This window comes from Tepidicella xavieri (genome assembly GCF_004363315.1).
GTDB classification, from domain to species: Bacteria; Pseudomonadota; Gammaproteobacteria; order Burkholderiales; family Burkholderiaceae_C; genus Tepidicella; species Tepidicella xavieri.
In genome coordinates this window covers 23,123-45,307 of record NZ_SNYL01000014.1, presented here as the reverse complement: position 1 = coordinate 45,307, position 22,185 = coordinate 23,123, and the positions used below count along the sequence as shown (strand labels likewise).

Sequence of the window (22,185 nt, the reverse complement as noted above, 5' to 3'; positions counted from 1 at the left end):
TTCAGCGCATGAATCCGGCGCGCCTGTCTCGCATCGTGGCCGCCATGCCGCTTGGCATGGGCGCGGGGCTTTTCGCCGCGCGAGACCTGCGCCCGCTTGCCCCAAGCATCCATAAGCGAAGCGATCTCGACGCGCTGCGCGGCGATTGGCGCAAGATCGGCGGCGACTTCCGTGTCGCAGTCGAGAAATTCCAAACTGAAGAAGCCCACCGAACCCGCTGACAGCCGGGTCGTCGCGGCATCACAGCAGTGGTTGGGGCCGGTTCCGCCTCCTGCCGCCCTGGAGGGTTTCGAGCGCATCGTGCCCGGAGCCGCCGCCCGCATCTTGCAAATGGCGGAAGATGAGCAGCGCCACCGCCACGCCATCGAAGCCGCCTCCATGCATACCAAGCAAGAAACGGTTCGCATCACCGCCCGCGACAACCTCCTCGGCATGGTGCTTGGATTCCTGGCGCTGGCTGCCAGCCTGGGTGCCGCCATCTGGTCGGTCGCCATCGGCGCGCCATGGCAGGTGTCGGTGGCATTCATCAGCCTGCCGGTCATGATCGTGGCCGCCGAGCTGGTGAGAAGAAAACGCTGATCACCCGCCATACAACCCCTCCTTGACCACGCGCAGCGTCTCCGCGTCCAGCGTCTTGCCGGCGCGCCCGGCTTCGCGCTCGATGGCATCCAGCTTGGTCTTGACCTCCTCCGCCCACTTCTTCTGCCCGATGCTGGCGCGGCTGGCCTCGGCCACGGCGCGGGCGGCTTGCGACAGGAGCTTGACCTGCTCTGCCGGGTCGGCGTCTTCGGCCTCGCGCACCTTGAGCATGGCCTCGAACAGGGCCGACTGCACCAGGCGGATCACCGCGGCGGAGTGTTCGTCGGCGGCGTCCGGCGCGGCTTCGGCGATGAGCCGGGCGGCTTCGGCGCTGGCTTTGATGGCGCTCATGGTGCGCTGGATGCGCTGATCCGCGCGCCAGATGGCTGAGTGCGAGAGCTCATAGCCCTGCGCCTTGAGCATCTCGGCAAGCGCCACGTAGCCGGGGTGCGCGCGGTCGGCCAGGGTCTTTTCCAGCCAGGCGCGTACCTCGGGCGGCAGGGCATCGACCTTGCTGCGGCGGGCCATCATGCCTCCCGACGGGCCGCCCCGAGGGAGGCATGCGCCCCCTCGGGGGGCAGCGAGCGCATGCGAGCGTGGGGGTGCACCATGATTACCACCTCGGCGGGCGGGCGATGCCGGCGGGGGCATCCGCCCGGTATTCGTACACGTCCATCCCGTGCGCGGTGAGCTCGGCGGACCACACGGGGCCGCGCTCATCGATGGTGACCAGGCCGTGGGCCTTGAGCCACCCAAGTTCGCGGCGGATGTCGGCGGCGCTGGCGCGCACGGGGATGTCGTGCGCGCAGGCGGCCAGCAGCGTCTCCAGCGCGCCGTAGGGGCGGGCGTGCCACAGGGCGGTCAGCAGCACCCAGCGCAGGGTTTCGCGCTCGGCGCGCTCGATGTCGATGGCCTGGCCGAGCGGATTAGCCATGGCGGGTCTCCTTGACGATCATGAGCAGCATTTCGTGGATGCGGTCGAGCTTGATGGTGATGGCCGACATGTCGCGGATGTGGTCTTCGCGCCGGATGTAGTGCAGCGGGAGTTCCGCGCGCAGGCCGGTGAGCTCGGCATCGATGCGCCGGATCTCGGCGGCCATGGATTCCAGGCGCTCGAACCGCTGGTCGATCTCGCGCATGAGCCGGTTGGCAAAGCCGCGCGCCATCAGCGCCACCGCGCCCAGCAGCGCGCCGATGGCCCACACCGAGACCTGCCAGCGCATGAGGCCGGAGAGGATGTCACCTTCCATGCGTCACCTCGTCCCACTGGCGGATGGCGTCGATGCGGGCGCGGCATTCGCCGTAGAGGGCGATGGCGTCTGCGGCCCATCCGGCGATGTCGGCCTCTGTCGCGCCGGGATCGGCGGCAGCGGCGGCATCGGTGTGAGCAGGCTCGCCGGCGGGCGCGGGCACGGCACTGGCGTCTGCGATGGCGGCGTTGAGCAGCCCGCGAGCAGGGCCAGACAGGCCGCAGCGGTCAGCGGTCGGCAATCCATACAGGGTCTCCTTGAGGCGGCGTTGGGTGTCGGTGAGGCGGGTTTTCGTCGCCTGCAATGCGTGCACGGCGGCGCGCTCGGCGTCCTGCGCGGCGGCCAGCCGCCGGGCCGCCTCCTCGGCGGCGGCCTGGCGTTCAGCGGCATGGGCGGCCTGAAGGCGGGCGATCTCGGCATCGGCCAGGCGGCCCTTGAGCGCGTAGCCGCCTGCGAAACCGCTGGCCAGGCAGACAGCGGCCACCGCGAGCATGGGCCAGGGGGTCACCATATCCAGCGCCCCTGTAGCCAAGCGTCGAGCGTCAGCCGCCACGCCAGCGCGGGCAGCAGCATCCACAGTCCGATCATGGGGTCTCTCCCGTGCACTGCCGGTATTCGGCTTCGCGCCGACGCACCAGCCCGGGCAGCTCGCGGCCGCCCGCGCGCGTCCAGCGCAGGATTTCCTTGCATGCGCCCGCGTAGTCCGGCGGGGTCTGCTTGAGTTTCTTCACCAGCGTGCTGCGGCAAAACGCCGCCGGGCCGATGTTGTAGATCAGCGACTGAAAGGCGGCCGCCTCGTGGGCGGCCAGCGGCACGTCGCCGATGCAGGCGGCGGCCTCGCGCCAGAGGCGGTTGGCATCCTGCGCCAGGCGCAGCACGGCGCGCTCCGGCGTCATGGTGTCGCCGGGCCTGACCGGGCGGCCGTCTTCGTGGGTGGTGGAGCCAAAGCCCACGGTCTGCACGCCCGCGCCATCGTCGTAGGCCGTGCGGCGGTAGCCCTCCCAGCCGGCGATGCCGGCCAAGGTGAGCGCCGAGACGGTGATGAGGATGGCAGGCGTGCGCTGCATGGCGCAATCGTCGTCCAGTACCGGCTCCGGTGACAGTCTGAAGCCTGTCAGCGTTGGCGCTGCCGGCGCGGCCGCGCAGACTGGCGGCCATGCAGACCCCACGCACATCGCCCGCGCACCCCGCCGCCGAGCTGTCGGCCGGCGGCGCGCTGATGTCGATTCATGCCTCCAGCCCTTCAGTGGCCGCCGACGCCCCGCCGGAGTGGGTCGAGCTCATTCCGGCGGGGGATTTTTCCGGGCGGGACGGGCGCGGGCCGTACCGGCTCGATGCCGAGGCGGTGCTCAAGGCCTTTGCCGCGGGCGGCATCGACCTGCCCATCGACTACGAGCACCAGAGCCTGGAGGCCGAGGCCAAGGCCGGGCCGGTGCCCGCCGCCGGCTGGATCAAGGAACTCGAGGTGCGCGATGGCGCGCTGTGGGCTCGTGTGCAGTGGACGCCGCGCGCCGCCGAGCTGATCGCCGCGCGCGAGTACCGCTTCCTCTCCCCGGTGTTCCGCCACAAACAGGGCCGCGTGGTGGCTCTGGCCGGGGCGGGGCTGGTGCACTACCCGAATCTCGACCTCAATCCGGTTGCCAACCGACAAGGAGACGCCATGTCCGATCCGATCGATCTTGCGCCCATCGCCGAGGCCCTGGGCGCGCCTGCCGACGCCGACGCCGCGCAGCTCGTGGCCCATGCGGCCAGCCTGCGCCGCCGCGCAGACTCCCCCGATCCCGCCGAGTGGGTGCCGATGAGCCAGCACAAGGCCGTGGCCGACGAGCTGGCCCGTCTGCAAGCCGAGGTGGCCCGGCAAAAGGCCGAGGCCGCCGTGTCTGAAGCCATGCGCGCCGGCAAGCTCGCCCCGGCGCTCAAAGACTGGGCCATGGGCTACGCCAGCCACGACCCCGAGGGCTTTGCCGCCTGGGCCGCAGCCGCCCCGGTCATCGTCAGCGCCCAGTCCGACGCGCACGCGGCCAAGACGCCCGAGGTGCTGACCGAGGAGGAGCGCTACGTCTGCGCCCAGCTCGGGCTGACCGAGGACGACTTCATCGCCCACAAGCGCAAGCTCGAATCGCTCAACAAGGAGTAAGACATGGCCATCATCACCCCCGCCCTGCTGTCCGGCCTGCGCACCGGCTTCTCGAAAGCCTTCCAGGACGCGCTCGCCGCCACCCCCACCGACTGGGAGAAGGTCGCCACCCGCGTGCCGTCCTCTTCCGCCAGCAACACCTACGGCTGGCTGGGCCAGTTCCCGGCCCTGCGCGAGTGGGTGGGCGACCGCGTGCTCAAGGACATGGCGGCGCAGGCCTACCAGGTCCAGAACAAGCTCTACGAGGGCACGGTGGCGGTTAAGCGCACCGACATCGAAGACGACAACGTGGGCGTCTATACCCCGCTGTTTTCTGAGATGGGCCGCGCTGCCAAGGCTCACGCCGACCAGCTGGTCTTCGGCCTGCTGGCCGCCGGCGAGAACACGACCTGCTACGACGAGCAGAACTTCTTCGACACCGACCACCCGGTCTACCCGAACGTGGACGGCACCGGCACGGCGACGCTCGTCTCCAACCTGCAAGCCGGCACCGGCCCGGCCTGGTATCTGCTCGACACCAGCCGCGCGCTCAAGCCGCTCATCTTCCAGGAGCGCACCACGCCGGAGCTCGATGCGCTGACCAGCACGCAGGATGAGATGGTGTTCATGTCGGACGCCTACCGCTACGGCGTGCGCTACCGCTGCAACGCGGGCTTCGGCTTCTGGCAGCTGGCCTACAAGAGCAAGGCCGCGCTGGATGCCGCCAACTTCAACGCCGCGATGGCGGCGATGATGCAGGCCAAGGCCGACGGCGGCCGCCCGCTGGGCGTCAAGCCCACCACCCTGGTGGTGCCGCCCAGCTTGCGCGCCGATGCCATGGCGCTGATCGAGGCGCAACTGACCACGGGCGGGGTGAGCAACCCCAACTACAAGGCGGTCGAGGTGATCGTCTCGCCGTGGCTGGCCTGATGTGAGGTGATGCCGTGATCCGCCTCATCGTCCGCACCCGGCCCGCCCACGGCGACGCGCGGCGCTACCGCGCGGGGCTGGGCCCCTTCGGGCGCGAGCCGCTCGAAGTGGAGGTCACGCCCGCGCAGGCCGAGGCGCTGCGCGCCGACCCGGCGCTGCTGGTGGCCGAGGCGGACGGGGCAGCCGATGCGGGCGCGCCCGCCGCAAAACCCGCGCCGCCGCCCGCTGCTGCACGCACCCGGCGCAAAAACGGCGCTGAGGCCTCGAACGGCTGAGGTGGCTATGGTGGTATCACCCATCCCCAAAAAATCGCTCCACGGGCCTAAAAACCCGTTTGATGGGGTTAGATGGAGGCTGGCCGGATGAGATACGCCGCGCTGACCGATCTGGCCCAGGCCATGCCGCCGGATGTGCTCACCCGGCTGGCGAGCGACGACCCGATGGCGACCGCTCCCGATGCCGCCATCGTCGATGCGGCGCTGGCGCACGCCGATGCACGCATCGATGCGGCGCTGGCTTCGGCTGGCGCGACGCTGCCCGACCCGCCGCCGGCGGTGATCCGGCATCTTGCGGTGCAGCTGGCGCGCGGCTGGCTCTACGCGCGCCGCCCCGAGGGCATGGATTATCCGGAGGCGATCCGGCGCGAGATGGAGGCGGCGCAGAAGATGCTGGATGCCATCGCTGCCGGGCGGCTACGCATCGGCGCCGCTGGCCACCCGTCTGGCACGCTGGAGGTGGTGCCCGGCAGCCGCGCGCGTGACTGGGGGATGCTCGCATGATCGACACCCGCGCCGTGCTCAAGGACGTGGCCGAGCGGCTGCGCGCCGCCATCCCCGAGGTGGAGGTGGCGCTCACGCCGGAGCGGCCGCAAGCCTGGCGGCTCAATCACCCGCGCGCGGCGCTGCTGGTGGCCTACGGCGGCAGCCGCTACGGCGATGCGCGCGACGCCGACCTGGTGGTGCAGGAGCGCGTCTTGCGCGTGCACGTCTACGTCGTCGCACGCGCGCTGCATGACGCCTATGGCGCGGTGCCGCTGGTGGATGCCGCGGCGGACGCCTTGCTCGGATTGCGCGCGACGAACTGCGGACGCATGCGGCTCGTCTCCGACCGCTTCGTGAGCGAGGAGGCGGGCATCTGGACGTATGAGCTCGTCTTCGAGGCCGAGACGCTGGCCATCGAGGATCGCGATCTATCCGCCGTGCCGCGTCTGGCGCGCGTGACGGCCGACTATGGCTTTGAACAGGAGGCCCCGCCATGAAAACCTACCGCTACAGCGGCCCGATGAGCGCCGCCACCCTGCCCGACGGGCGCGACGTGGTGCTCTATCCCGGCCAGACCGTCGAGCTGCCCGAAGACAACGACTGGGTGCAGACCCTGGCGGCGCTGGGGCATTTGGTCGAACAACCAGCCGCGCCCGCTCGCCCGGCGCGCGCCGCCAAGGACAAGGAGGCGGCATGAGCCCGGATTTCGTCTCGCGCCAGCGCGCCATCCGCCGCGCCATGCTGGGCGAGCTGTACGCCGCGCGCGCCGAGGGGCGCATCGTCTATGCGCGCGACCTGACGGCCCAGGCCGGGCAAGCGGAAGCCGAGGCGCGCTTCGCGCTCGACTATCTGATCGAGGCGGGCTGCGCTGCCTACCGCGGCACCGCCGTGCACATCACCGCGCGCGGCATCGATCGCTTTGAACAAGGAGACTGACCATGCCAGCCAATTTTTTGCACGGCGTCGAGACCATCGAAGTCCTCAAAGGCCCGCGCCCCATCCGCCAGGTCAAAACGGCCGTGGTCGGCCTGATCGGCACCGCCCCGACCGGCGCGGTCAATGAGCCGACCATCGTGCTCTCCGAGCGCGACGCCGCCGCCTTCGGCGATGTGGCCATCAGCCGCGACTTCACCATCCCTGCCGCGCTGGACGCCATCTTCGATCAGGGCGCGGGCACCGTGATCGTGGTCAATGTGCTCAACCCGGCCACGCACAAGAGCGCCGTCACCGCCGAGGCGGTGACGCTCTCCACCGTGACCGACAGCGCCAAGCTCGCCCACCCCTACGTGTCGTCGGTGGTGGTGAAGAACGACGCCGGCACGACCACTTACGTGCTCGATACCGACTACACGCTCGACGCCACCACCGGCACCATCACGCGCAAGCCGGGCGGGGCCATCGCCTCTGGCGCCTCGCTCAAGGTGGACTATCAATACCTCGACCCACAGCTTGTCACCGCCTCCGACATCATCGGCACGGTGAACGCCGCAGGCAGCCGCACCGGCCTCAAGGCGCTGGATGACACCTACAACCGCTTCGGCTTCAACGCCAAGCTGCTCGTCGCGCCGGTCTACGGCACGCTCGCCAGCGTCTCCGCCGAGCTCATCAGCATGGCGCACAAGCTGCGCGCGATGGCCCTCATCGACGCGCCCATCGGCGTGACCGTGCAGCAGGCGGTGGAGGGGCGCGGCCCGTCGGGCGGCATCAACTTCAACACCAGCTCCGAGCGCGCCATCCTGTGCTACCCGCACCTCAAGGTGTTCGATCAGGCCACGGGCAGCGAGCGGCTGGAGGGCATGGCCGCGCGTCTGGCTGGCGTGATCTGCCGCAAGGACACGGAAAACGGCTACTGGTGGAGCCCGTCGAACACCGAGATCATGGGCATCACCGGCACCGAGCGCCCGATCACCGCGCGCATCAATGACCCGCAGTCCGAGGCCAACCTGCTGAATGAGAACGGCATCGTCACGGTGTTTAACAGCTTTGGCACCGGCTACCGCGCCTGGGGCAACCGCTCCGCGGCCTGGCCGTCGATGACGCATCCGCGCAACTTCATCAACGTGCGCCGCACCGCCGACGTGCTGCACGAGAGCGTGGAGTACTCGATGCTCCAGTTCATCGACTGCCCCATCGACAATGGCCTCATCGATGCCATCAAGGAGAGCGTCAACGCCTTCATGCGCACACTGATCGCGCGCGGCGCGCTGATCGATGGCAGCTGCACCTACGACCCGGCCAAGAACCCGCCCACCGAGATCGCGCTGGGGCATCTGACCTTCGACATCACCTTCATGCCGCCCACGCCCGCCGAGCGCATCAGCTTCGAGAGCTTCATCGACATCAACCTGCTGCGCGGTCTGGGCAGCCAGCAATGAGGAGCTAGATCATGGCTAACGTACTGATCCACCGCATCACCAACGCCAACGTCTATATGGACGGCTCCAACCTGCTGGGCCGCGCCGAGGAAATCGCGCTGCCGCAGGTCAAGGTCAAGATGGCCGAGCACAAGGCGCTGGGCATGGTCGGCACCATCCGCGCCTTTGCCGGCGTCGAGGCGCTGGAAGGCAAGATCAAGTGGGCGTCGCTGTATGCCGACGTGCTCAAGAAAGCCGCCAACCCCTTCAAGACCGTGCAGCTTCAGGTGCGCGGCTCGCTCGAGGAGTGGAACACGCCGGCCGGGCGCAACGCGGAAAAGCCCGTGGTGGCCGTGATGCAGGTGCTCTTCAAGACCTTCCCGGCCGGTAGTTTCAAGCAGCACGAAAACGTCGAGGTCGAGACCGAGTTCGACGCCTGGTATCTGAAGCTCTCGGCCGAAGGCCAGGACATCCTCGAGATCGACGTGGCGGCCAATATCTACAAGGTGGGCGGAGCGGATGTGCTGGCGAACTACCGCGCCAACATCGGAGGCTGATGAGCGATGAAGATCGACCTCAAATTTCCAATCGCCCGCCCCGACGGCAGCAAGGTGGCCAGCGTCACCCTGCGCCGCGCCACCGTTGGCGACTTGAAGGCCGCGCAGCGGCAGGCCGACAAGCCGGAGGACCAGGAACTGGCCTTGATCGCCCGCCTCACCGGCCTGGTGCCGGAGGACGTGGAGCTCATCGACCTGGCCGACTACAAGCGCATCCAGGAGTCCTTTCGCGAACTGCTGGATGCGTGATGGCGACCTGTGGGCGGGCGCGGCGCTGCTGGCGCGCTGGTTTCGCTTCCAGCCGTCGGAAATCGATTCGCTGGAGGTGGCTGATTTTTTGCGCTGGGTGAGGCTCGCGCGCGAGCAGATCAGGGACGAGGGCGGCAGCGGTTAGGGCTTCGGCCCGAACAGCTCTGCGGCGGCGCCGAAGAAGGCGGCCATGATCGGGCCGCTGACGGGCAGGCAAAGGACGGCCGCCAGCAGCGCAGCACCCAGGCTGCCGCCGGTGATCAGCACGACCAGCGCGGGCGCGGCCATGGCGGCGCAGAGCGCGGCGAGGGTGAGGTTTTCCGAAGACATGGCTAGACGAGTATAGAGCATGGCAGGCGCAACGGTAACGCTCGGGATCCTGGTCACGGCAGCCGCCGGTGCGGCGCATGGCGCATTGCAGTCCCTCGGCCAGAACATGGATCGCCTGAAGGCGCGCACGGCGGAGGCCGCCCGCAGCCATGCGCAGCTGGGCGAGAAGCTGGCGCTGGTGGGCCGGCAGAATCGCCCGATCGAGGGCTTGTCCGATGCCTACGTGAAGCTTGGCCGGACGATCGAGCAGGCCAGGGCGCATGCCGAACGCTTCGAGGCGGTGCAGGCGAAGATCGCCGGACACAAGGCCGCCGCCGGCGAGCTCTGGGGGCAGGCCGTCGGCGTGGCCGGGCTGGGGATGGCCATGGCGGCGCCGGTCAAGGCGGCCATGGATTTCGAGTCCGCGTTCGCCGATGTCAGGAAGGTCGTCGACGGCACGGACGAGGAACTGAACGGCCTGTCGGCCGCCATCATGCGCATGGGGCGCAGCCTGCCGCTGGCGCATACCGAGATTGCCGCCCTGGCTGCCGCCGGTGGGCAGCTTGGCGTGGCCCTGAAAGACCTGCCGGCCTTTGTCGAGACGACGGCCAAGATGGCGGTGGCCTTCGACATGGGTGCCAACGAGGCCGGCGATGCCATGGCCAAGATCGCCAACGTCTACAAGATTCCCATCGCCGAGATTGGCCGGCTGGGTGATGCCATCAACCAGATCTCCAACGAAAGCCCGGCCAAGGCCAGCGAGATCGTGCGGGCGCTGTCGCGCGTGGGCGGCGTGGCGCAGGCATTCGGTCTGTCTGCCGAGCAGGCTTCGGCCCTGTCGGCGGCCTTCATCGCCATGGGCAAGCCGCCCGAGGTGGCGGGCACGGCAATCAACGCGCTGCTGCTCAAGTTGCAGACGGCGGACAAGCAGGGCGAGAAGTTCCAGGCGGCGCTCGCGTCCATGGGCATGTCGGCCGGCGCGCTCAAGCAAGCGATCGGCGAAGATGCGCAAGGCGCGCTGCTGGGCTTCCTGAAGGCGCTGGAGTCCGTGCCCAAGGAGGCGCGCATGGGCGTGCTGGTGGATCTGTTCGGCCTGGAGTACTCAGACGACATCGCCGCGCTGGCCGGCAACCTGGACGTCTACAGGCAGCAGCTCGACGCGGCGGCGCGCGCCCAGGGGTCGATGGGCAAGGAATTCGCGGCGCGGGCGGCCACCACGGCCAACAATCTGCAGCTTTTGAAAAACACGGTCTCCGAGCTGGCGATCAATATCGGCTCGGTGCTGCTGCCGCCGCTCAATGGCGTGCTGTCCAGTCTGCGCCCGGTTGTTGAGGGGCTGGCCTCGTGGGCCAGAGAAAACCCCGGCGTCGTGTCGGCCATCGGCAAGCTCACCGCCGCGCTGCTGGCATTCAAGGCGGGCAGCCTCGCGGCGCGCGCGGCCTATCACCTCATGTCCATCGGCGTGCTGGGCAGCATCGGACGCATCCAGGCGTTGCGCGCGGCGTGGATCTCCGCGTCGCTGGCGATACAGACGCGCAGCCTCGCGCCCCTGCTGGGCAACGCCGCGCCGGCGGCGGCGGGGTTGCTCGGTCGCTTGCGCGAGATCGCCAATTCCGGCGCGCCCATGAAGGCGGTGGGCTGGCACCTGGCGCAGATTGGCGGGCAGGCAAAAGGCGCGGCCTTGGCGGTGGGTGGCGCGCTCAAGTCGGCCTTGCTTGGGGCGGGCAAGGCCATCCTGTGGCTGGGGCGCGCGGTGATGCTCAATCCGATCGGGCTGGCGCTCACGGCGGCGGCGTTGCTCGTCTACAAGTTCTGGGGGCCGATCAAGGGGTTCTTCAAAGGTCTGTGGGACGGCATAACCGCTGGACTGGCGCCTGTGGTCGGCGCCTTCCGCGCCGCGTTCGCGCCGGTAGCGCCACTGCTCGATCCTGTGATTGGCGCGTTCAAGACCGTCATCGGCTGGGTCGGCAGGCTCGTCTCGGGCGTGGGTGATCTGCTCAAACCCATGGACGATGCGGGCGGCGCGGCAGAGGCGCTAGGTCGCCGCGTCGGGCAAGCCATTGCCAGCGCGGCACAGATGTTCCTGTCGCTGCCGGGTAAGCTGCTTTCGCTGCCTGGCGAGATGCTGCGCATCGGCGGCGAGATCGTCGCCGGGCTGATCAAGGGCATCAAAGACAAACTCGCCTCGGCGGGCAAGGCCATCGAAGAGCTGGGCGAGAGCATCAAGAGCCGGTTCAAGGGGTGGCTCGGCATCCGCTCGCCTTCCACTGTCTTCGCCGGCTTCGGCCAGATGATCGGCCAGGGTGCGGCGCAGGGAATCGCCGGAATGACAGGCGCGGTGGGCAAGGCGTCGGCGGGGCTGGCCATTGCTGCCACGACGGCATTTCAGCCCGCGCTGGCCTCCGATTTGCCCGAATTGCAGGCGACAAAAGTCGGCGCGGGTGCGACGGCATCTGCCGCGCGCACGGGTGCGCCAGCCGCCACGCAGATCACCTTCGCGCCGACGATCAACGTCAACGCAGGCGGCAACCCGGCCGCCGCGCGCGAGCAGGTGCAGCAGGCAGTGCAGATGAGCTTTGCCGAGTTCGAGCGCCTGATGCGCCGCTATGAGGCCGAGCGGCGGCGCATCGCGCCCGGCGGAGGGTGGATGTCATGAGTCTATACGCCGTGCTGGGCGAGACGGAGCTCGAAGTCATCCAGTGGCTCGATGGCTTCGAGGCCAAGTTCGCCGCCGAGTGGCCCGAGCAAGGCCTGATCGGGCGCAAGAGCCTGATCCAGCACACCGGCTTCAAGCCAGATGAGGTGCGCATCGACGTGCTGCTGCACGCGCAGTGGTGCGACCCTGGCGCCGAGCTGGGGCGGCTGAAGGCGCGGCTGGACGCCGCCGAGCCCATGGCCTTCGTGCTCGGCACGGGCGAGTATCGCGGCGTCTTCGTGCTCACCGACATCGAGACCACCACGCGCCAGACCGATGGCGCCGGCGCCTTGATGGCGCTGGAGGCGCGCCTGACCCTCAAAGAGTGCGTGGGCGATCCGGCCGAGCCCAATCCGCCGGCGGTGCTCTTGCCTGGCTGGCAAGCGCCGGTGGCCGACGGCGTGGATGTGGTCGATGCGCCCATCGCGACGGTGTTCGCCGACTCGCCCGTGGGCGATCTGGCCGAGACGGTCTCGGCGGCGGTGGCAGGCGCGTCGCGCGTGGCCGAGGTGGCCGGGCAGGTCGCCAGTCTCGCAAGTCTTGCGCGGGTCGCGCCGGCGTCTGCGCTGGCGCTGGCGCCGAGCGTGGCGGCGTCGATCTCCGGCGCAGCGGATGCGCTGCCAGTGGGCGCGCTCTCCGGTGTGGCGCGTCTGGCCGATGCCGCCAGCGCCGCGCAGGCGGCCGTGTCGCAGCTGCAAGCGGCGGCATCCGTGCTCGATGGCGCGGGGCCAGTCGACATCCTTTTACGCGCCCAGTCCGCCGCAAGCGGTGCGCAATACGCCCTGCGCGCCCTCGAGGGCGGGCGGCAGGCGCTGTCGAGCCTTGCCGCAGACATCGCCATCCGGAGCGCGGTGGCATGAAGGCGCTCATCCACATCACGCGCGACGGCGAGCGCTGGGACGCCATCGCCTGGCGCTACTGGCGCGACGTGGCCGAGCTGCCGCGCCTGCTGACGGCTAATCCACATCTGGCCGCGCGCCCGACGCTGCCCTCCGGCCAGCGCGTCGTCGTGCCCATCATCGATCGACGCGAGGCCGTCGTCTCCACCGCGAGGCTGCCGCCATGGCGTCGCTGACCCACCCCGCCGTCGAGCTCCTCTACAACGGGCGCGACGTCACCGCCGATCTCTCGCCCTACCTGATGAGCGCGACCTACACCGACCGGCTCTCGGGCGAGGCCGACGACCTCGATGTCGAGCTGGCCAGCCCGTCCGTGCGCGACACCCGGTGGCTGGCCGACTGGTATCCGGACAAGGGGGTGACGCTGCGGATGCGCTACGGCTACCGCGACCGGCTGCTGGGCGACACCGGCGAGATGGAGGTGGACGAGATCGAGATCGCCGCGCCGCCCTTGAGCGTGCGCATCCGGGCGCTCTCCGCCGGCATCACGCGCCAGGCGCGCACGCGGCTGGGCCGGGCGTATGAAAACCTGCGCCTGTCCCAGATCGTCGATGCGGTGGCGGCGCGGCTGGGCGCCAAGCGCGCCGGGAGAATCGATCCCGACCCGCTGCTCGACCGCGTGACGCAATACCAGGAGGGCGACTGGGCCTTCCTCCGGCGGCTGCTGGCCGAATACGGCTACACGATCAAGCTCACCGAAAACAACAAGACGCTGGCCGTGGCGCGCGCCGATCATCTGGCCGAGCAAGACGATGTGGCCGTGCTTGCGCCCGCCCTCATCACCGCCTGGCGCTACCGCGACAAGATTTCCGACGTGCCGCAAAAGGTGGAGGTCAAGCACCACGACACCCAAAGCGCGCTCGTCTATGGCAAGGATGCCGCCACCGGCGAGGTCAAGCCGGTGGATGTGCGGCGCATCCACCGGCGCGCCCGCTCGCCCGAGGACGCCGCCGCACAGGCCGAAGGCGAGGCCGAGCGCCACGCCGTGGACAAGACGGCGCTGGAGCTTTCGCTGCCGGGCGAGCCGCTGCTCGTGGCCGGCTCGATAGTGCGGCTGGAGGGCTTCGCGCGCCTCGATGGCCGCTACCTCATCGTCGAAGCGCGGCACAGCATCTCCCGCGCTGGCTACACGACCGACCTGCAAACCCGGAGGCTGCCATGATCGAGACCCACGACGAGGCCGGCGTGACCCTGCGCTACGCGTTCGTGACCGCATTGGATGAGACGGCCCACACTATCCGGGCGCAGATCCCCGACCTCGAGATCGAGACCTGGTGGCTGCCCGTGCTCACCATGGGTAGCCGCGGCGACCGCCACTATGGCTTGCCCGACATCGGCGAGCACGTGGCCGTGCTGCTCGACCGCCGCGGCGAAACCGGCGTGTGCCTGGGCTGCATCTACTCGCAGCGCGACCCGGCGCCCGTCACCGGCGCGCCGGATCGACACCACATCCGCTTTCGTGATGGCACCACCATCGACTACGACCGGCGCACGCACAAGCTCAGCGTCCACTGTGTCGGCGACATCGAGATCGTCTCCGCCACGCACATCATCCTGCGCGCGCCGCGCATCGACCTCAACTGACGCCATGCCCGCCGCGCACCGCCACACCGACACCTGCACCGGCCACGGCTGCTACCCCAGCCGCGCCAATGCCGAGGGCAGCCCAGATGTCTTCGTCAACGGCATGGGCTGGCACCGCGTCGGCGACGGCTGGGCCGCGCACTGCTGCGGGCCGGTCTGTCACGGCGGCGCTCTCGCTGCCGGCAGCCCGACCGTATTCGTCAACGGCCGCGCCGCCGGACGCATCGGCGATCCGGTCGATTGCGGCTCGTCCGCCGCCACCGGCAGCCCGGATGTGTTTGCCGATGACCGTGCTGCCTGAAGCCGATCAGCCTTCGCGCCACGCGCGCGCGCGAGGATCATGTTTGCCATGATTGCGCCCGCTGCCGCCTCCATCCCGCGCCGCGCCCACTGGCAGCTTGCCCTGGGCGGGGATGGCTACGCGCAGGCGCTCGACGATCTGCGCCAGGCCATTGCCATCATCCTCACCACGCGCCGCGGCAGCGACCCGCTGCGCCCGGAGTTCGGATCCGACCTCTGGCGCTATCTGGACCACCCCATCGACCGCGCCCGCCCGCACCTCGTGCGCGAGGTCTATGCTGCCATCCGGCGCTGGGAGCCGCGCGTCAAAATCGAGCGCGTCAGCGTCGATCTGGATGAGGCGCATCACCTGAGCATCGGCGTGCACTTCGCTGCCGCCGATGGTCTATCCGGCTTGGCCGAGGTGCGTCCATGACCGACCCTATCAAGCTCATCGCCGACGACCCGGCGGCCATCGCAGCCGAGCTCAAGGCGGCCTACGAGACCGCCACCGGCCGCACCGTCTACCCCGGTCAGGTCGAGCAGCTGCTGATCGACATCTGCGCCTACCGCGAATCCCTGTGCCGCGCCGCGATCAACGAGGCCGCGCGGCAAAACCTGGTCGCCTTCGCGCGCGCGCCCATGCTCGACTACCTGGGCGAGCTGGTGGGGGTGGCGCGTCTGCCGGGCGAGGACGACGAGCGTCTGCGCGAGCGCATCCGGCTCGCGCCAGAGCACTTCTCTGTGGCCGGGCCGCGCCTGGCCTACCGCTACCACGCCATGACGGCGGATGCCTCGATCACCGATGTGGCTGTGCGCTCGCCCGAGCCTGGGCTCGTGGTGCTACACCCGCTCACCGCCTCCGGTCTGCCTTCCGCCGACATCAAGGCGCGCGTGCTGGCCGCTGCCAGTGCAGAGGACGCCCGTCCCCTGTGCGACACAGTTAGCGTGCAGGACCCGGTGGACTTCCCCTACAGCGTGGCCGCCACCGTCACCCCCTACGCCTGGGCCGATGCCGAGAGCGTGCGCGCCGCCGCGCTTGCCGACGTGACCGCATTCTGCGCGACGAAAGCGCAGCGCCTGGGGCAGGACGTGACCCGCTCAGCGCTGATCGCCGCGTTGCACGTGCCGGGTGTCAAGCGCGTGGCGCTCGCGCACCCCGCCGCCGACATCGCCGCCGACGTGCACCACTGGACGAACGCCACCAGCATCGCGGTGACCGTCACGGAGCCCGAGGATGAGTGACCGCCGCTGGTATCCGGACGTCATCGCCACCGACGCGCGTCTGGCGGCGCTGGCCGACCTGTCGGCGCGGCTGGAGGCGCTGCCGGTGGACAAGGTGCTCGCCCATCTGGTGGACCGGGTGGATGAGCGCCTGCTGCCGACGCTCGCCTGGGGTTGGCATGTCACCGACCTCGAAGGCTGGCGGCTGGCCGACACGCCCGAGAAGCGCCGCGCCATCCTGCGCCGCGCGATCGCCCTGCACCGCAAGAAAGGCACGCCGTGGGCCATCAAAGAAGCGCTCAAGCAGGTTGGATTCGAGGTCGAGATCATCGACCAGACAGCGCAGCGCGCCATCTACGCGCCGCTCATGCCACTGAAAATCGATGGTTCGTGGCGGCTCGATGGCGCTCATACGATCCGGCCCATCGAGCGGCTGGCCGCCGTGCCGCAAATCCAGCACTGGGCGCAGTTCATCGCGCGCGTCAATCTGGCCGATGCGCGCGACGCTGACGGTCTTGCCCTGGCGCGCCGCCTAATCGACGAGTGGAAACCGGTCTCGCGGCATCAGATTTTTCTGCTTTGGCTGCTCCTCATCGCCGACTTTCGAGCGGCAATGGCCGCCGAGCAGCAACTCGATGTACGGCTGCCCGCCACCCGGCTGCACCCATGGTGCAACGCATCGCTATCCGCCTACCCGGATGCCGCATGGCGCATGGGGCGCGATGGCGAGCCCGTGCGTCTACCGCAGCCCTTCGGTTCTTTCAGCGTGGGCGAGCGGCGCGGTGCAGTGCCTGGCCGCGTGTTGCGTGGGTGCCGCGCGCCCATCGCCGTATCCGGGCGTTTGCCCACGCTCGATGCCGCGCTGCCGCGCGAGCGGCTAGCCGCTAACCGTGACCCGATCATCCTGCCGCCGCCGCGCCTGATCGACAGACCGCGCCGCCTGGATGGTGGATGGCGGCTGCACCACAGCCGCTTCGGCCAGGCGTTCGGCTTTCGGTTGGCGCACGCCGCTTTCCGACGCCGTCTGCGCTTCGGCGATTTCCGTCTGGGCGAAGGCCACATTGCGCCGCCTCCTGCTCGCCTGACCGTCTCCGGCCGCTGGCGGCTGGGGCAGCCTGTTACCCCCGAGATCACGATTGAGAGGATTGCCGCATGAGCGAAGCCGTACTGACCGATGCCTTCCGCGAGCGCCTGGCCGAGCAGATGGCCGGCGGGCGCACCGCCCCTGTGCCAACCCACATCGCCTTCGGCGACGGCGGACACAATCCTGACCTCACGCCAAAACCAGCGCCAGCCGCGCGCACGGCGCTGTACGCCGAGCGCGACCGCGTGGCGCTGGCCAGCCTGACCCGTCCTGCGCCCACCGAGGCGGAGGCCGTCGCCTACCTGGAGGGCGGCTCGATGGTGGGCCGCCTGTTCTCCGAGGTCGGGCTGATCGGCGACGACGGCACGCTCATCGCCTGGCGCACCTTTGCGCCCAAGGCGGTCGAGGCCGGCGAGCGCTACGAAGTCCGCATCAAACCCCGTTTCTGATAGGAGCCTGACATGACGTTGCCGCACCACCCGATCACCCCGATCCCGAACAACGAACCGGAGGCCGTGCCCAGCCTCTGGAACACGCGCTATGTCGAGATCGACGAAAACTTCTCCGCCCTCGATGAACGCGCCAGCGCGCTTGAGTCCGAGGTTTCGTCCGCGCGAGCAGGAAATCCGAATCTCGCCGCCACCATCAACGCCATCATCACGCAAATCGGCGGCATCTCCGGCACGCTCTCCGGCATGGCGTCGCCCGTGTCGGTGCAGCGCGCCGTGGGGCTCGACTGGCTCTACCGCAACCGCCGCATCGCCTTCGAACTCTTCGCTGCCGGCTATCGTCTGGTGCCCACCGAGGATGTGTCGGTGGTATCTGGCGTCGCCGGAGACGAGTCGCTGGATGTGACCAGCACCGAAGGGCTCAAGGTCGGCCAGGATTATCTGTTGGTTGAGGGCGGAAACGTCGCGCTGGTGCGTGTGGCGCAAATCCTGACCAGTCAGCGCCTGCGCCTGACAGCCACGCTCACGCGCAACTGGACGAGCGCGGCAATGCTCACCGGTATGTCGCTTCAGCCCATCGCGGGCGGCAGCGGAGGCGTGCGCGGCCAGGTCGGCGATGCTTGGGTCTCGAAGGAGCTGTTTTTGGGCGACGACAACACAGCGCGCGCTGTGATCATCCGTCGCAGCCTCAATGCCGGCGCGGTGCGACTCTATTATCGCGACGCTTATACGCCAGCCTGGACGGAGCGCATCTGGAGTCTGCGCCGTCAGGGCGAGATCGCCGGCGTGCCGGATGGTTACTGCGACGACGAATATCTGGTGCCGATGCGCGGCAACGGCTATTTGCGCATCGAGATCGACGGCGAACCCGTCGATATCCTTCACATCGTCGCCACGGGCTCGCCCACGGGCGCTGGCGGAGCGGTCAATCCAGCCATGCGCCCCGATGCGCCAACCATCTCCAATCCAGCCAATGGCGCAACCGATATTGGCGAGACGCCGACGCTGGCCGTCGCCGGATTCAGTTCGCCGGCCGGCAACTCGTTCGCCTATACGCAATTCCAGATCTCGACTGCATCGACGTTTGCGTCGGTGCTGCATGACTCCGGCGAGGTGGCAGCGCAGTCCTACACGCTGCCCGCCGGCATCCTCTCGACAGGCGCCACCTACTATGTGCGCGCCCGCGTCAAGGATGCAGCAGGACTCGTCTCGGACTGGTCGTCTGCATCGAGCTTTACCACCAAAACCTCATTCGCATACGTCAACACGCCGGCAATCACCAGCCCGACCAACGGTCAAACCGACATTCCTGAGCGGCCGACCATCATCTCGTCGCCCTTTGCGGTGACGGGCGGCACCGACACCCATCAATCCAGCCAATGGCAGATTCGCCTGGCCAGCGGCAGCTGGTCATCGCCTGTGCACGACTCGGGCGAGACGACGACTGCCAAGACAAGCTACGTTGTACCTGCCGGTGTGCTACAACCCGGGCAGACGCAATACGTGCTGCGCGTGCGCCACAAAGGCGCGACACTGGGCTGGTCGGAGTGGTCGGCTGATGTGACGATCACGACAAAGCAGCAATTCGCGACCATCGTCGGATTGGTACAAGCCGCCACCGGCGGCGGTGCCGGTGCCTACGTCCGCATCAACGAAAACTTCGCGCCCCAGACCACCGACGCGGCGTTTTTCAATAACCACCCGACGTACGCAGGGATCATCCAGCAGACCATCGACGGCCAGTCGATGATCAAGATTCCGAAGTTCTACTTCAAGGCGGGCACTGTGCCGTCTGGCACGTATGCGGGCAAAGCCTATTGGATGATCTCGGATCAGCCCGTATCGGGCTTCAGCGTGCACCCAGCATTTATCGGCGCAGGCGGCGTCGAGCTCGACCAAATTTGGGTCGGAAAATACCAAGCCAGCTCTTCCGGCGGCAAGCTGCAATCCGTCCCCGGTGTGTTGCCGCGTGTAAGCATGGACTTCCCCACAGCGCGTGCCGAAGCCTATGCCCGCAACGTCTCCGGCGTATCGGGCTTCCGCCTGTGGAGCTATTACGACCTTGCCGCCATCCAGATGCTCGCCACCATCGAAATGGGCGGGCTCGACATGCAAGCCCTCATCGGCCAAGGGCGCGTCAGTGCATCGAGTGCGGCCAACGTCGATGCCAGCGATGTTGCCCAGGCCACCTGGCGCGGCATTGTCGGCCTGTGGGGTAATGTCTGGCAGATGGTGGACGGCCTCAAGCGCAACGGCGGCACATGGTGGCGCTGGCAGTACAACGTGCCCGGCAACACCACCACGTCGGACTTCGCAACCGGCTACGTCAATACGGGCCGAGCGGCGCTAACCACCAGCGGGTACCCGGTGACCTTCGATACGACACTGCTGTCGGCGGGGATCATCGTCCCGGCCACCGTCGATGGCACGGCATCTAACGGCTCGACCGGCGATTGTTTCTGGTCGAACACAACCACCGGCGACCAAATCGCTTATCACGGCGGTCACTGGGGCGCCGGCGGGGACGCCGGGTTGTTCTATCTGAACGCGAACAACGCTCCGTCGACCGCGGACGGCAGCATCGGCGGCCGCCTGGCGAAGGTGTGATGGTATATGGTGCACGATCCCATGATCCAAGCCCCGCGCCGAAGCGCGGGGCAAGAGTACGAAGTTCCGCAGCCGCTGGCGCGTCTGATGGCGGCGCTCGAAGACTTTGATGTCTATCTGCACCAGATCACGCAGCAGTGGCCGAAGGCTGAGCGCCACGGGCTGTCTGCACGCTGCCGCGAGCAGATGACGGAGATTCATCGGCTCGTAGCTGTGGCGTGGAAGCGCAAGAGCCGCGCTGGTGCGCTGTTCGACCTCGATGTCGAACTGCATGTACTCAAATCGCTCGTGCGCAAGGCATGGCGGCTGCAATACATCAACGATCACCGGCTTGAGGTGTGCGCACGACACCTAGCCGAAATCGGTCGCATGGTCGGCGCGTGGATCAAGCACGAGTCGGCCAAGGCGAAGGGAGGTGTCCTGTGAACGGCGGCAACTGGGGCAACGGCGGGAACGCCGGGTTGTTCTATCTGAACGCGAACAACGCTCCGTCGAACGCGAACAGCAACATCGGCTGCCGCCTGGCGATGGAAGACTGGGCCAGAAGCGGTGCGGCTACGGCTGCGCCGACAGTGCCCCATCCTTCGGGGGCGCACTCCTGTCTCATCGGAGACGAACAAAAGCCGGGCGACGCGGCGGGTAAAGTGCCCGTGGCTTCGCCCACCCTATTCGAGCGTATCGTGGCGTGGGACAACCTCGTGGCCGCCTACCGCGAAGCGCGCAAAGGCAAGCGGCAGTCGCAGGAAGTGGCCGCTTTCGATGCAGACGCATTCGCCAACTTGGTCGACATCCACGAACACCTGCTGCGCGGCACATGGCAGCCCGGACAGGCACGGCGTTTTTGGGTGCGCGACCCGAAGTGGCGTGAAATCACCGCGCCGCCGTTTCCAGACCGCATCGTTCACCACGCCATCGTGCGCATTATCGAGCCACTGTTCGAGCGCCGCTTCGTCCACGACAGCTACGCATGCCGGCGCGGCAAAGGCACGCACGCTGCCGTGCGTCGCACGCAATCGTTTCTGCGCGGCGCGGTGCGCACGTGGTCGCGGCCTTATATCGTCAAGGTCGATGTCAAGAGCTACTTCGCCAGCATCGACCACGATGTGCTGCTGCGTCAGATGTCGCGCGTCGTGCGCGATGATCGCGTTCTTGCCTTGCTGCGTACGGTGTATAGCGGCTATGGCTTTAGCGGCGTCGGTCTGCCAGTTGGTGCGCTGACCAGCCAGTTGGCCGCCAATATCTTGCTCGATGTCATCGATCACAAAGTCAAGGATGACCTTGGCGTGCGCTACTACGTACGCTACATGGACGACATGGTGGCCGTCGTTAGTGGCAAGAATGCCGCCCGTAGCTTGCTGGGGCGCATTGCGCTGGAGCTTGCCGCGCTTGGTCTGCGCGTCAACCCAAAGAGCGGGATATGGCCTGCCGCGCGCGGCGTTGATTTTTGCGGCTATCGTATCTTTCATGCACATATCCGGCCGCGCAAGCGCTGTCTGTGCGCCTGGAAAAAACGGTTTGCCGCTTTGCGCCGCCGCCACGAAAGCGGCCAAGCGACGCTTGGCCAGTGCCGACAGCGCGTCATGTCGTTTCTCGCGGTCATGCGTCACGCAAACGCGTGGAGGACAAGCGCATCAATCCTTTCCCGGTTCACCCTAGGAGCAAGCCATGCACATCACCGAAGATCGTCATCTGATCGTCAATTCCCAGTCCTACAGCCTCCCGTCTTTGCCTGTTGAGGCCATCGTCCGGGCCTGGAGCGTCCCGGAAGACTACCGGCCGGATGGGGTTTTCATCTCCGTCACCCCGCAGGGTGGCATCGAGGAAGTCCCGGCATGCAGCGGTGCACAGCTCATCGGCGAGGCAAAGCTGGAGGCCGACCCAGCGGCCAAGCTCGCGGCGGCCAAAACCGAGCTGCGCGCGCGCGTCAATGCCGAGCGGTATCGGCAAGAGACCATGCCGCTTACCTACCTCGGCAAGACCTTCGATGCTGATGAGCGCAGTATCCAGCGCATCACCGGCGCGGTGCAGGCCGCCCAGGCGGCTGTTTCTGCCGGTGCGCCATTCAGCATTGATTGGGTATGCGCCGACAACACCGAGATCACGTTGGACGCTCAGCAGATGATCGGCATGCCTGCTGCGCTCATGCAGCGCGTGTATGCCGTCCATCTGCACGCACGGCAGCTCAAAGCGGCTGTTGATGCGGCCACGACGGAGGCCGACCTTGCCGCCATCGACATCGCCACGGGCTGGCCTGCCTAA

33 protein-coding genes are annotated in these 22,185 nt (G+C 68.3%); 27 read left to right on the top strand and 6 right to left on the bottom strand.

Features of this window, described 5'->3' with window-relative positions:
- Positions 1–8: 8 nt before the first annotated feature.
- Positions 9–221, top strand: coding sequence for a hypothetical protein (locus tag DFR43_RS13635; RefSeq protein WP_161936791.1), 213 nt, complete (start codon positions 9–11; stop codon positions 219–221).
- Positions 172–579, top strand: a complete 408-nt coding sequence (locus DFR43_RS13630) for a DUF2335 domain-containing protein (protein WP_281276448.1) — start codon at positions 172–174, stop codon at positions 577–579. Before DFR43_RS13635 ends, DFR43_RS13630 begins: the two co-directional genes overlap by 50 nt.
- Here the strand turns inward: DFR43_RS13630 and DFR43_RS11075 are convergent, their stop codons facing one another.
- From DFR43_RS11075 to DFR43_RS11055, 5 genes are all read right to left on the bottom strand, one after another.
- The gene (locus tag DFR43_RS11075; RefSeq protein ID WP_245988908.1) at positions 580–1,110 is read right to left on the bottom strand and encodes a phage protein Gp27 family protein; all 531 of its coding nucleotides are present in this window, start codon (positions 1,108–1,110) and stop codon (positions 580–582) included.
- A gap of 82 nt (positions 1,111–1,192) precedes the next feature.
- The gene (locus tag DFR43_RS11070; protein WP_017936984.1) at positions 1,193–1,513 is read right to left on the bottom strand and encodes a hypothetical protein; all 321 of its coding nucleotides are present in this window, start codon (positions 1,511–1,513) and stop codon (positions 1,193–1,195) included.
- Positions 1,506–1,829 carry a hypothetical protein gene (locus tag DFR43_RS11065; protein WP_133598634.1) on the bottom strand — a complete coding sequence of 108 codons (324 nt, stop codon included), beginning with the start codon at positions 1,827–1,829 and terminating at the stop codon, positions 1,506–1,508. Before DFR43_RS11065 ends, DFR43_RS11070 begins: the two co-directional genes overlap by 8 nt.
- Positions 1,819–2,340, bottom strand: a complete 522-nt coding sequence (locus DFR43_RS11060; protein ID WP_133598631.1) for a hypothetical protein — start codon at positions 2,338–2,340, stop codon at positions 1,819–1,821. Before DFR43_RS11060 ends, DFR43_RS11065 begins: the two co-directional genes overlap by 11 nt.
- Positions 2,341–2,413: 73 nt before the next feature.
- Complete coding sequence (locus DFR43_RS11055) at positions 2,414–2,896, bottom strand: lysozyme (RefSeq protein WP_133598629.1); 483 nt, start codon at positions 2,894–2,896, stop codon at positions 2,414–2,416.
- Between the two features lie 89 nt (positions 2,897–2,985).
- On the opposite strand from DFR43_RS11055, the gene DFR43_RS11050 reads away from it, so the two are divergent.
- The 11 genes from DFR43_RS11050 to DFR43_RS11000 all read left to right on the top strand — a co-directional run bounded on the left by DFR43_RS11050 (position 2,986) and on the right by DFR43_RS11000 (position 8,941).
- On the top strand, positions 2,986–3,966 hold the full coding sequence (locus tag DFR43_RS11050) for a phage protease (protein ID WP_133598627.1): 981 nt from the start codon (positions 2,986–2,988) through the stop codon (positions 3,964–3,966).
- 3 nt (positions 3,967–3,969) lie between these two features.
- The gene (locus DFR43_RS11045) at positions 3,970–4,875 is read left to right on the top strand and encodes a Mu-like prophage major head subunit gpT family protein (RefSeq protein ID WP_133598625.1); all 906 of its coding nucleotides are present in this window, start codon (positions 3,970–3,972) and stop codon (positions 4,873–4,875) included.
- Positions 4,876–4,889: 14 nt separating this feature from the next.
- Positions 4,890–5,150 carry a hypothetical protein gene (locus tag DFR43_RS11040; RefSeq protein ID WP_133598624.1) on the top strand — a complete coding sequence of 87 codons (261 nt, stop codon included), beginning with the start codon at positions 4,890–4,892 and terminating at the stop codon, positions 5,148–5,150.
- A gap of 87 nt (positions 5,151–5,237) precedes the next feature.
- Positions 5,238–5,654, top strand: coding sequence for a DUF1320 domain-containing protein (locus DFR43_RS11035; protein WP_164499738.1), 417 nt, complete (start codon positions 5,238–5,240; stop codon positions 5,652–5,654).
- A complete protein-coding gene (locus tag DFR43_RS11030) occupies positions 5,651–6,133 on the top strand; it encodes a Gp37 family protein (protein ID WP_133598619.1) in 483 nt (160 codons plus the stop codon). Before DFR43_RS11035 ends, DFR43_RS11030 begins: the two co-directional genes overlap by 4 nt.
- Entirely contained in the window at positions 6,130–6,333 is a 204-nt protein-coding gene (locus DFR43_RS11025) for a hypothetical protein (RefSeq protein WP_133598618.1), read from the top strand. Before DFR43_RS11030 ends, DFR43_RS11025 begins: the two co-directional genes overlap by 4 nt.
- The gene (locus tag DFR43_RS11020) at positions 6,330–6,572 is read left to right on the top strand and encodes a hypothetical protein (RefSeq protein WP_133598616.1); all 243 of its coding nucleotides are present in this window, start codon (positions 6,330–6,332) and stop codon (positions 6,570–6,572) included. The genes DFR43_RS11025 and DFR43_RS11020 overlap by 4 nt, the downstream gene beginning before the upstream one ends.
- Positions 6,573–6,574: 2 nt before the next feature.
- Complete coding sequence (locus DFR43_RS11015) at positions 6,575–8,011, top strand: phage tail sheath subtilisin-like domain-containing protein (protein ID WP_133598614.1); 1,437 nt, start codon at positions 6,575–6,577, stop codon at positions 8,009–8,011.
- 11 nt (positions 8,012–8,022) lie between these two features.
- Positions 8,023–8,547, top strand: a complete 525-nt coding sequence (locus DFR43_RS11010; protein ID WP_133598612.1) for a phage major tail tube protein — start codon at positions 8,023–8,025, stop codon at positions 8,545–8,547.
- Between the two features lie 6 nt (positions 8,548–8,553).
- Positions 8,554–8,796 carry a phage tail assembly protein gene (locus DFR43_RS11005; protein ID WP_133598610.1) on the top strand — a complete coding sequence of 81 codons (243 nt, stop codon included), beginning with the start codon at positions 8,554–8,556 and terminating at the stop codon, positions 8,794–8,796.
- On the top strand, positions 8,789–8,941 hold the full coding sequence (locus DFR43_RS11000; RefSeq protein ID WP_133598608.1) for a GpE family phage tail protein: 153 nt from the start codon (positions 8,789–8,791) through the stop codon (positions 8,939–8,941). The genes DFR43_RS11005 and DFR43_RS11000 overlap by 8 nt, the downstream gene beginning before the upstream one ends.
- Here the strand turns inward: DFR43_RS11000 and DFR43_RS10995 are convergent.
- Complete coding sequence (locus DFR43_RS10995; RefSeq protein WP_133598606.1) at positions 8,938–9,126, bottom strand: hypothetical protein; 189 nt, start codon at positions 9,124–9,126, stop codon at positions 8,938–8,940. The two genes, DFR43_RS11000 and DFR43_RS10995, sit on opposite strands and share 4 nt — an antisense overlap.
- A 19-nt stretch (positions 9,127–9,145) precedes the next feature.
- On the opposite strand from DFR43_RS10995, the gene DFR43_RS10990 reads away from it, so the two are divergent.
- Genes DFR43_RS10990 through DFR43_RS10925 form a run of 14 tightly spaced genes read left to right on the top strand, consistent with a single transcriptional unit; the run spans position 9,146 to position 22,185 of the window.
- Positions 9,146–11,761, top strand: a complete 2,616-nt coding sequence (locus DFR43_RS10990) for a phage tail tape measure protein (protein ID WP_133598604.1) — start codon at positions 9,146–9,148, stop codon at positions 11,759–11,761.
- Positions 11,758–12,660: a phage tail protein gene (locus tag DFR43_RS10985; RefSeq protein WP_133598602.1), complete on the top strand. Its 903-nt coding sequence runs from the start codon at positions 11,758–11,760 to the stop codon at positions 12,658–12,660. Before DFR43_RS10990 ends, DFR43_RS10985 begins: the two co-directional genes overlap by 4 nt.
- The gene (locus tag DFR43_RS10980; protein ID WP_133598600.1) at positions 12,657–12,875 is read left to right on the top strand and encodes a tail protein X; all 219 of its coding nucleotides are present in this window, start codon (positions 12,657–12,659) and stop codon (positions 12,873–12,875) included. Before DFR43_RS10985 ends, DFR43_RS10980 begins: the two co-directional genes overlap by 4 nt.
- On the top strand, positions 12,863–13,861 hold the full coding sequence (locus DFR43_RS10975; protein WP_133598598.1) for a phage late control D family protein: 999 nt from the start codon (positions 12,863–12,865) through the stop codon (positions 13,859–13,861). The genes DFR43_RS10980 and DFR43_RS10975 overlap by 13 nt, the downstream gene beginning before the upstream one ends.
- Positions 13,858–14,283 (top strand): phage baseplate assembly protein V, encoded by a 426-nt coding sequence (locus tag DFR43_RS10970; protein ID WP_133598596.1) that lies wholly within the window; start codon positions 13,858–13,860, stop codon positions 14,281–14,283. The genes DFR43_RS10975 and DFR43_RS10970 overlap by 4 nt, the downstream gene beginning before the upstream one ends.
- Positions 14,284–14,287: 4 nt before the next feature.
- The gene (locus tag DFR43_RS10965) at positions 14,288–14,584 is read left to right on the top strand and encodes a PAAR domain-containing protein (RefSeq protein WP_133598594.1); all 297 of its coding nucleotides are present in this window, start codon (positions 14,288–14,290) and stop codon (positions 14,582–14,584) included.
- Between the two features lie 48 nt (positions 14,585–14,632).
- A complete protein-coding gene (locus DFR43_RS10960; RefSeq protein ID WP_164499737.1) occupies positions 14,633–14,998 on the top strand; it encodes a GPW/gp25 family protein in 366 nt (121 codons plus the stop codon).
- The gene (locus DFR43_RS10955; protein ID WP_133598592.1) at positions 14,995–15,807 is read left to right on the top strand and encodes a baseplate assembly protein; all 813 of its coding nucleotides are present in this window, start codon (positions 14,995–14,997) and stop codon (positions 15,805–15,807) included. The genes DFR43_RS10960 and DFR43_RS10955 overlap by 4 nt, the downstream gene beginning before the upstream one ends.
- A complete protein-coding gene (locus DFR43_RS10950) occupies positions 15,800–16,942 on the top strand; it encodes a phage tail protein I (RefSeq protein WP_133598590.1) in 1,143 nt (380 codons plus the stop codon). Before DFR43_RS10955 ends, DFR43_RS10950 begins: the two co-directional genes overlap by 8 nt.
- Positions 16,939–17,319 (top strand): phage tail-collar fiber domain-containing protein, encoded by a 381-nt coding sequence (locus DFR43_RS10945; RefSeq protein WP_133598588.1) that lies wholly within the window; start codon positions 16,939–16,941, stop codon positions 17,317–17,319. The genes DFR43_RS10950 and DFR43_RS10945 overlap by 4 nt, the downstream gene beginning before the upstream one ends.
- Before the next feature lie 12 nt (positions 17,320–17,331).
- Entirely contained in the window at positions 17,332–19,926 is a 2,595-nt protein-coding gene (locus DFR43_RS10940) for an Ig-like domain-containing domain (protein WP_133598586.1), read from the top strand.
- A gap of 21 nt (positions 19,927–19,947) precedes the next feature.
- Complete coding sequence (avd, locus tag DFR43_RS10935; protein ID WP_164499736.1) at positions 19,948–20,352, top strand: diversity-generating retroelement protein Avd; 405 nt, start codon at positions 19,948–19,950, stop codon at positions 20,350–20,352.
- Positions 20,349–21,662, top strand: coding sequence for a reverse transcriptase/maturase family protein (locus tag DFR43_RS10930; RefSeq protein WP_211338640.1), 1,314 nt, complete (start codon positions 20,349–20,351; stop codon positions 21,660–21,662). The genes avd and DFR43_RS10930 overlap by 4 nt, the downstream gene beginning before the upstream one ends.
- A complete protein-coding gene (locus tag DFR43_RS10925; RefSeq protein ID WP_133598582.1) occupies positions 21,592–22,185 on the top strand; it encodes a DUF4376 domain-containing protein in 594 nt (197 codons plus the stop codon). The genes DFR43_RS10930 and DFR43_RS10925 overlap by 71 nt, the downstream gene beginning before the upstream one ends.

What these genes read in the sequence shown, in the direction of transcription:
- DFR43_RS11025 (WP_133598618.1), top strand. Translation starts at nt 6,130, where the DNA reads ATGAAAACCTACCGCTACAGCGGCCCGATGAGCGCCGCCACCCTGCCC.
- DFR43_RS11020 (WP_133598616.1), top strand. Translation starts at nt 6,330, where the DNA reads ATGAGCCCGGATTTCGTCTCGCGCCAGCGCGCCATCCGCCGCGCCATG.
- DFR43_RS11010 (WP_133598612.1), top strand. Translation starts at nt 8,023, where the DNA reads ATGGCTAACGTACTGATCCACCGCATCACCAACGCCAACGTCTATATG.
- DFR43_RS10925 (WP_133598582.1), top strand. Translation starts at nt 21,592, where the DNA reads ATGCACATCACCGAAGATCGTCATCTGATCGTCAATTCCCAGTCCTAC.
- DFR43_RS11000 (WP_133598608.1), top strand. Translation starts at nt 8,789, where the DNA reads ATGCGTGATGGCGACCTGTGGGCGGGCGCGGCGCTGCTGGCGCGCTGG.
- DFR43_RS10975 (WP_133598598.1), top strand. Translation starts at nt 12,863, where the DNA reads ATGGCGTCGCTGACCCACCCCGCCGTCGAGCTCCTCTACAACGGGCGC.
- DFR43_RS10985 (WP_133598602.1), top strand. Translation starts at nt 11,758, where the DNA reads ATGAGTCTATACGCCGTGCTGGGCGAGACGGAGCTCGAAGTCATCCAG.
- DFR43_RS11070 (WP_017936984.1), bottom strand. Translation starts at nt 1,513, where the DNA reads ATGGCTAATCCGCTCGGCCAGGCCATCGACATCGAGCGCGCCGAGCGC.
- DFR43_RS11045 (WP_133598625.1), top strand. Translation starts at nt 3,970, where the DNA reads ATGGCCATCATCACCCCCGCCCTGCTGTCCGGCCTGCGCACCGGCTTC.
- DFR43_RS10955 (WP_133598592.1), top strand. Translation starts at nt 14,995, where the DNA reads ATGACCGACCCTATCAAGCTCATCGCCGACGACCCGGCGGCCATCGCA.
- DFR43_RS11065 (WP_133598634.1), bottom strand. Translation starts at nt 1,829, where the DNA reads ATGGAAGGTGACATCCTCTCCGGCCTCATGCGCTGGCAGGTCTCGGTG.
- DFR43_RS11050 (WP_133598627.1), top strand. Translation starts at nt 2,986, where the DNA reads ATGCAGACCCCACGCACATCGCCCGCGCACCCCGCCGCCGAGCTGTCG.
- DFR43_RS11015 (WP_133598614.1), top strand. Translation starts at nt 6,575, where the DNA reads ATGCCAGCCAATTTTTTGCACGGCGTCGAGACCATCGAAGTCCTCAAA.
- DFR43_RS10965 (WP_133598594.1), top strand. Translation starts at nt 14,288, where the DNA reads ATGCCCGCCGCGCACCGCCACACCGACACCTGCACCGGCCACGGCTGC.
- avd (WP_164499736.1), top strand. Translation starts at nt 19,948, where the DNA reads ATGATCCAAGCCCCGCGCCGAAGCGCGGGGCAAGAGTACGAAGTTCCG.
- DFR43_RS10940 (WP_133598586.1), top strand. Translation starts at nt 17,332, where the DNA reads ATGACGTTGCCGCACCACCCGATCACCCCGATCCCGAACAACGAACCG.
- DFR43_RS11030 (WP_133598619.1), top strand. Translation starts at nt 5,651, where the DNA reads ATGATCGACACCCGCGCCGTGCTCAAGGACGTGGCCGAGCGGCTGCGC.
- DFR43_RS13635 (WP_161936791.1), top strand. Translation starts at nt 9, where the DNA reads ATGAATCCGGCGCGCCTGTCTCGCATCGTGGCCGCCATGCCGCTTGGC.
- DFR43_RS11060 (WP_133598631.1), bottom strand. Translation starts at nt 2,340, where the DNA reads ATGGTGACCCCCTGGCCCATGCTCGCGGTGGCCGCTGTCTGCCTGGCC.
- DFR43_RS10960 (WP_164499737.1), top strand. Translation starts at nt 14,633, where the DNA reads ATGATTGCGCCCGCTGCCGCCTCCATCCCGCGCCGCGCCCACTGGCAG.
- DFR43_RS11055 (WP_133598629.1), bottom strand. Translation starts at nt 2,896, where the DNA reads ATGCAGCGCACGCCTGCCATCCTCATCACCGTCTCGGCGCTCACCTTG.
- DFR43_RS10995 (WP_133598606.1), bottom strand. Translation starts at nt 9,126, where the DNA reads ATGTCTTCGGAAAACCTCACCCTCGCCGCGCTCTGCGCCGCCATGGCC.
- DFR43_RS11035 (WP_164499738.1), top strand. Translation starts at nt 5,238, where the DNA reads ATGAGATACGCCGCGCTGACCGATCTGGCCCAGGCCATGCCGCCGGAT.
- DFR43_RS10980 (WP_133598600.1), top strand. Translation starts at nt 12,657, where the DNA reads ATGAAGGCGCTCATCCACATCACGCGCGACGGCGAGCGCTGGGACGCC.
- DFR43_RS11005 (WP_133598610.1), top strand. Translation starts at nt 8,554, where the DNA reads ATGAAGATCGACCTCAAATTTCCAATCGCCCGCCCCGACGGCAGCAAG.
- DFR43_RS10990 (WP_133598604.1), top strand. Translation starts at nt 9,146, where the DNA reads ATGGCAGGCGCAACGGTAACGCTCGGGATCCTGGTCACGGCAGCCGCC.
- DFR43_RS10945 (WP_133598588.1), top strand. Translation starts at nt 16,939, where the DNA reads ATGAGCGAAGCCGTACTGACCGATGCCTTCCGCGAGCGCCTGGCCGAG.
- DFR43_RS11075 (WP_245988908.1), bottom strand. Translation starts at nt 1,110, where the DNA reads ATGATGGCCCGCCGCAGCAAGGTCGATGCCCTGCCGCCCGAGGTACGC.
- DFR43_RS10950 (WP_133598590.1), top strand. Translation starts at nt 15,800, where the DNA reads ATGAGTGACCGCCGCTGGTATCCGGACGTCATCGCCACCGACGCGCGT.
- DFR43_RS10970 (WP_133598596.1), top strand. Translation starts at nt 13,858, where the DNA reads ATGATCGAGACCCACGACGAGGCCGGCGTGACCCTGCGCTACGCGTTC.